Annotated in this window: 3 protein-coding genes and 1 pseudogene; all 4 read left to right on the forward strand. The window is 72.6% G+C overall.

Annotated features, from left to right (window positions below):
• A pseudogene (locus QZ433_RS11695) lies at positions 1–447 on the forward strand (Putrescine importer PuuP); the annotation flags it as partial.
• A 162-nt stretch (positions 448–609) separates the two neighbouring features.
• Positions 610–2,574: a glycosyltransferase family 39 protein gene (locus QZ433_RS11700; protein ID WP_295783601.1), complete on the forward strand. Its 1,965-nt coding sequence runs from the start codon at positions 610–612 to the stop codon at positions 2,572–2,574.
• Between the two features lie 42 nt (positions 2,575–2,616).
• On the forward strand, positions 2,617–4,092 hold the full coding sequence (locus tag QZ433_RS11705; protein ID WP_295783604.1) for a DUF3375 domain-containing protein: 1,476 nt from the start codon (positions 2,617–2,619) through the stop codon (positions 4,090–4,092).
• Positions 4,093–4,204: 112 nt separating this feature from the next.
• The gene (locus QZ433_RS11710) at positions 4,205–4,864 is read left to right on the forward strand and encodes a DUF4194 domain-containing protein (RefSeq protein ID WP_295783606.1); all 660 of its coding nucleotides are present in this window, start codon (positions 4,205–4,207) and stop codon (positions 4,862–4,864) included.
• Positions 4,865–4,907: the final 43 nt, after the last annotated feature.

The following is a 4,907-nucleotide window of genomic DNA, read 5'->3' on the forward strand; positions in this document are numbered from 1 at the left end:
CTGCCGCGTCGGATCTTCGGCTTCATCAACCCCAAGACCCACACCCCGACGTTCTCGATCGTGATCGTGGGGGCGGTGAGCCTGTTGGCGATCGCGTTCACGCTCGAGCAGATCGCGGCGTACATCAACTACGGCGCGCTCGTGGCCTTCACCTTCGTCAACATCTCGGTCATCGCCTGGTTCGCGATCCGCAAGGGACTGCGCAAGACCCCCGGCGACATCGCCCGCTACATCGTCATGCCCGCGATCGGCATGGTGCTCACGGGCCTGCTGTGGGTGAACCTCGACCTGCACGCGCTGGTCGGCGGTCTGATCTGGACCGGTATCGGCGTCGTCTATCTGCTCGTGCTCACCCGCGGGTTCCGCCGCCCGATCGCCTCGTTCGACGAGAACGAACCGGTCACGGGCTTCAACAAGACCGTGCCGGGCCCGCGCTCCGAGATCTGATCGAGCCGACCCCCGGGATCCGTCGCCCGCGCGTGTGCGCCGCGGGTGGCGGATCCCGGCGTCTCGACGCGCCACCGCCTCGACGCCGGGCACGTCGGACCCACAGCGGGCTCATACCCGACTGATACCCCGTGCCGCCCTGACCGCGCGACGCTGTGCAGCGTGGAAAGTCCCGTCCCCCTCGCGCGCTGGTGGCGCGAACCGTGGTGGGCGCGCGTCGCGCTCGGCCTCATCGTCGCCGGATTCACGGTGCTCACGTGCTGGAACCTCGCTCGCGGCGGGGACTTCTCGTTCTACGAGGCCTCGGCGCGGTCGATGTCGCAGTCGTGGCACGCGCTGCTCTTCGGCGCCTTCGACCCGGCGGCGACGGTGACCCTCGACAAGCTGAGCGGGTTCGCGGTTCCGCAGGCGCTCAGCATCCGCCTCTTCGGCATGTCGATCTCGGCGATCGCCCTGCCCCAGGTGATCGAGGGGATCGTCACGGTCGTGGCGTGCGCGGTGGTGGGCCTGCGCGCCGGCGGCCGCGGCTTCGGTCTGGTCGCAGCGGCCGCGGCGGCGTCGACGCCGATCTTCGTGTCGATGTTCGCCCACCCGATGGAGGACGGCCTGCTCACTGTGGCGCTCGCGGTCGCGGTCGTCTGGTGGCAGCGCGCGATGCTCACGGCGCGGTCGTGGCCGCTGCTGGTGGCGGCGCTGTTCGTCGGCATCGGCTTCCAGGCGAAGATGATGGCCGCGTGGTTCGTGCTGCCGGCCCTGGTCGTGGCGACCCTCGCCGGCACGCCCGGCCGGCGCCGCGCCCTCGCGCGCGCGGGGGCGCTCGCGGCGTCGGCGGTGGTGGCCTCGGTGGCGTGGATCACGGTGATCGCGCTCGTCCCGGCGGGGTCTCGTCCGTACGTCGACGGCTCGACCGACGACGACGTCTTCGCAATGGTGTTCGGGTACAACGGCCTCGACCGGTTCGCACCCGGCGCGTGGCCCGGGAGCGTGGGAGCATCGGCGTCGACCGGTGGAGTCGGCTCGACCCTCACCGCGATCGTGCACGCCCTCTCGGGCCACGCCGCCTCGGCGCACGCCTCGTCGTCGGGCACCGCGGGCGCGGGCGCCTCGTATGGGAAACTGCTCGAACTGCCGCTGGTGACCCAGATCGGCTGGCTCTACCCGGCCGCGGTCGCGGGGCTGGTCCTGGGGCTCTGGCGATTCCGCCCGCGGCGGCACGGGTGGTCGTCCCCGGCGCGTCGACAGCGTTTCGCGCTCACCGTCCTCCTCGGTCTCTGGCTCGTGACCTCCGCGGCCGTGCTCACCGTGACGCGGGTGCCGCACACCGCCTACGTCGCGGCTCTCGGGGTCCCGCTGGCACTGCTGGCCGCTCAGGCGTGGAGGGAGGGGATCCGCCTGCGGCGCGCGCCCGGGGCGACCGCGCGGATGACGCTGCCGGCGCTCGTGCTGGTGCAGGGCGCCTGGTGGGCGGTGCTCCTTCCGACGGCGAGCCTGCCACTGGTCCTGCTGGTGCCCGCCATCGTGCTCGCCGTCGTCGGCCTGACGGTCGGCGTGGTCTCGCGTCGCGCGGCTCCGGTCGCGCTGGCGGTGGCGCTGCTGTGCCTGCCGGTGGCGACGAGCCTGCAGGTGCTCGACGATGCGCGCGACGGTAGCGGCGGAGATGCCTATGTGGGCGTGACCGCGCACGGAGACCACTCCGACGAGAGATTCGCGGTGTCGACGCCGGCCCCGTGGGGCGGGACGCCGCAGCTGACGCCCGCCGTCGCGCAACTCGTGCAGTCCGCACGCGATCACGGCGGCGGAAACGGGGGCGGGCCCCTCTTCGTCACCGACTCCTGGGCGATCTCGGCGCAGGTGATCGACGCCACGGGGGCGAGCGTGCTCACGGACGGCGGATACAGCGGGCGCGTGCCCGTGTTCTCCGTCGACGATCTCACCGCCCTGCGGGAGTCCGGCGGCCCGCACCTCTTCGTCGTCGCCGACGGCGCCCCCGAGGGCGACCCGGTGCGCGAGGTGGCGACGGCACCGGGCTGCCACGAGCTGGGCTCATGGGACTTCGGCGCCCACGGCGAGGGTGGGGAGGTCAACAAGGTGACCGGTGCGACGCTGTACCGGTGCTCCGGCGGGTGAGCGCGCGATGAGGGATCCCGCGTCGCCGGTAGACTCGTCTCAGTGACCCGCACCCGAGCCGAAGCCGCGTATCTGCGCTCGGCGACGGCGTTCAAGAATCCGACGCTCGACCTGCTGCACGGGCGTTTCGCGCCGTTCGTCGTCGCCGTCCTGTCGGTGGTCTTCACCCCCGATCGCCCTGCCGTGGCCGTCGCCGACGCGCACGTCGAGGTCGCCGAGGCGATCGACGAACTGCGCGCGGCCGGCATCGACACCGACGACGACCGCCGCATCCCCGCCGGCACCGCCCGCGAGATCTGCCGCGGCTGGGTGCGCATGGGCTGGCTGGGCCTGCAGATCGAGGACGACGTCGAGGTCTACCGCCTGTCGGCGCACGCGGTGGGGGCCCTCGAGATCGCCGGTCGCGCCGGTGGAGGCCGCGCCCGCGTGTCGCGCTCGCGCGTGCGGACGCTGCTCGACGCCGTCGACCGCCTCGCCCGCGATGCCGAGAGCGACCCCGCCCGCCGTCGCGAGGCCCTGCTCGAGGAGCGCGCGGCCCTGGATGCCGAGATCGCCGCCCTCGACGAGGGAATCGTGGAGCCCCTCGACGACGAGCACCTGCTCGAAGAGGCCGAGAACGTCATCCACCTCGCCCGCGAGCTGCCGGCCGACTTCTCGCGGGTCGCGGAGTCGATCGCCGCGATGCAGCGCGACGTCGTCGCCGAGCTGCGGCGCGACGTGCGGCCCACCGGAGAGGTGCTGCGCGAATACCTCGAACGCGGTCGTCAGGTGATGCAGGCGACGCCCGAGGGGCGGGCGTTCCAGGGGGCTCTGCGCCTGATCGGCGATCCCGAGCACATCGACGACCTCACCGATCGCGTGCACGCGGTGCTGACGCAGCCGTTCTCGCGCCTCATGACCCCCGAGCAGCGGGGCGACCTGGATGCCATCGCCCGCCGGGTCGAGGCGGGTGTGCAAGAGGTGCTCACGGCGCAGCGGCGCGCCTCGCACGTCATCACCGCCCAGGTGCGCACGCACGACCCGATCCGCGATCGCCAGGTCGACGACCTGCTGCGCTCGGTCATGGCGGGGCTGCACCGCTGGAGCCAGACCCGCGCCCCCGGCCGCGTCGAGCCGGTGCGCACCCTGCCCCTCGCCGACATCGGGCACCTGCGCCGATCGCTGAGCGATGTGCGTCCGCCCGGAGCGCCCGAGCCCCTGGCATCCGGTGACGACGACGTGGAGTTCGTCGACGCCGACACGCGCGCCTGGGGCGGTCCGCACTACGCCGAGCTCGAGGCGTACGTGGGGGGCCTCGACGACGGCTTCGACCTCGCGACGGCGTTCGCGGGGGCGGATGCCGACACCCGCCGCCCGGTCGATCTGGTCGGGCTGCTCGAGATCGTCCACCGCGACGGCCTGGTCGAGACCGCCGACGTCTCGGTCGTCGAGGCCGTCCGCCCCGACGGCACGACCCGGCGCTTCGCGTTCGGAGCCGTCCGGGCCGCGAGACACACGAGAACGGATGCCGATGACTGACCTCGACACGGCCGCACCGGCCGAGACCCGGGACGCCGAGATCGAGCGCGCGGTCGACATCGCCGCCGCGACCCCCGACGCCGAGACGCCCGCCTTCATCGCCCCCGTGGCGATGGAGAACGACCCCGACGCCCTGTTCGCGGGCGACCGCGGCATCCTGGATGCCGACGTGCGCCGCGTGCTGGTGCGCATCCTGCAGCGACGGTTCCTGCTCGCCGAGACCTCGCCGGCCGAGTGGAAGCTGCTGCTCGAGCACCAGCAGATGATCGAGTCGCGCCTGAACGACCTGTTCGTGCGTCTCGTCGTCGACCACGCGCGCGGCGTCGCCTACAAGGAGCAGGTGCGCAGCGACGAGCTCGACGTGCCCATCCTGCTCAAGGACGAGGCGTACTCGCGCGCCGAGACCTTGGTGCTGGTGTACCTGCGCACGGTGTTCCAGCGCGAGACGACCGCGGGCACGGCATCCGCCCGCGTCGACGTCGAAGAGGTCGAGCAGACCGTGCTGACCTACTTCAGCGAGACCGACGGCACGCGTGCCAGTCAGCAGCGGGCCGTGCGCACCGCGATCGCGCGGCTGGATCGCGAGGGCATCATCGAGGAGGAGTCCGAGGGGCGCTACCGCATCGGACCACTCATCGAGATCGTGCTGAGCGCGGAGATCCTGCGCGAGCTCCAGCGATGGCTCGAGGAGCAGACACAGGATGCCGCGGCACCGGCCGCCGGCGAGCCCGAGGTCGTGGCATCCGGATCGACCGAGGGAGAGCTCTCATGACCATGCTCGAGACCCTCTTCGGGCTCATCCCCGCCGCCTCGCG

The sequence above is a fragment of the uncultured Microbacterium sp. genome (genome assembly GCF_913776565.1).
Lineage (GTDB): Bacteria > Actinomycetota > Actinomycetes > Actinomycetales > Microbacteriaceae > Microbacterium.

Bases quoted from the DNA above. Each gene is read 5' to 3' on its own strand.
- QZ433_RS11710 (WP_295783606.1), top strand. From the start codon at position 4,205: ATGGAGAACGACCCCGACGCCCTGTTCGCGGGCGACCGCGGCATCCTG.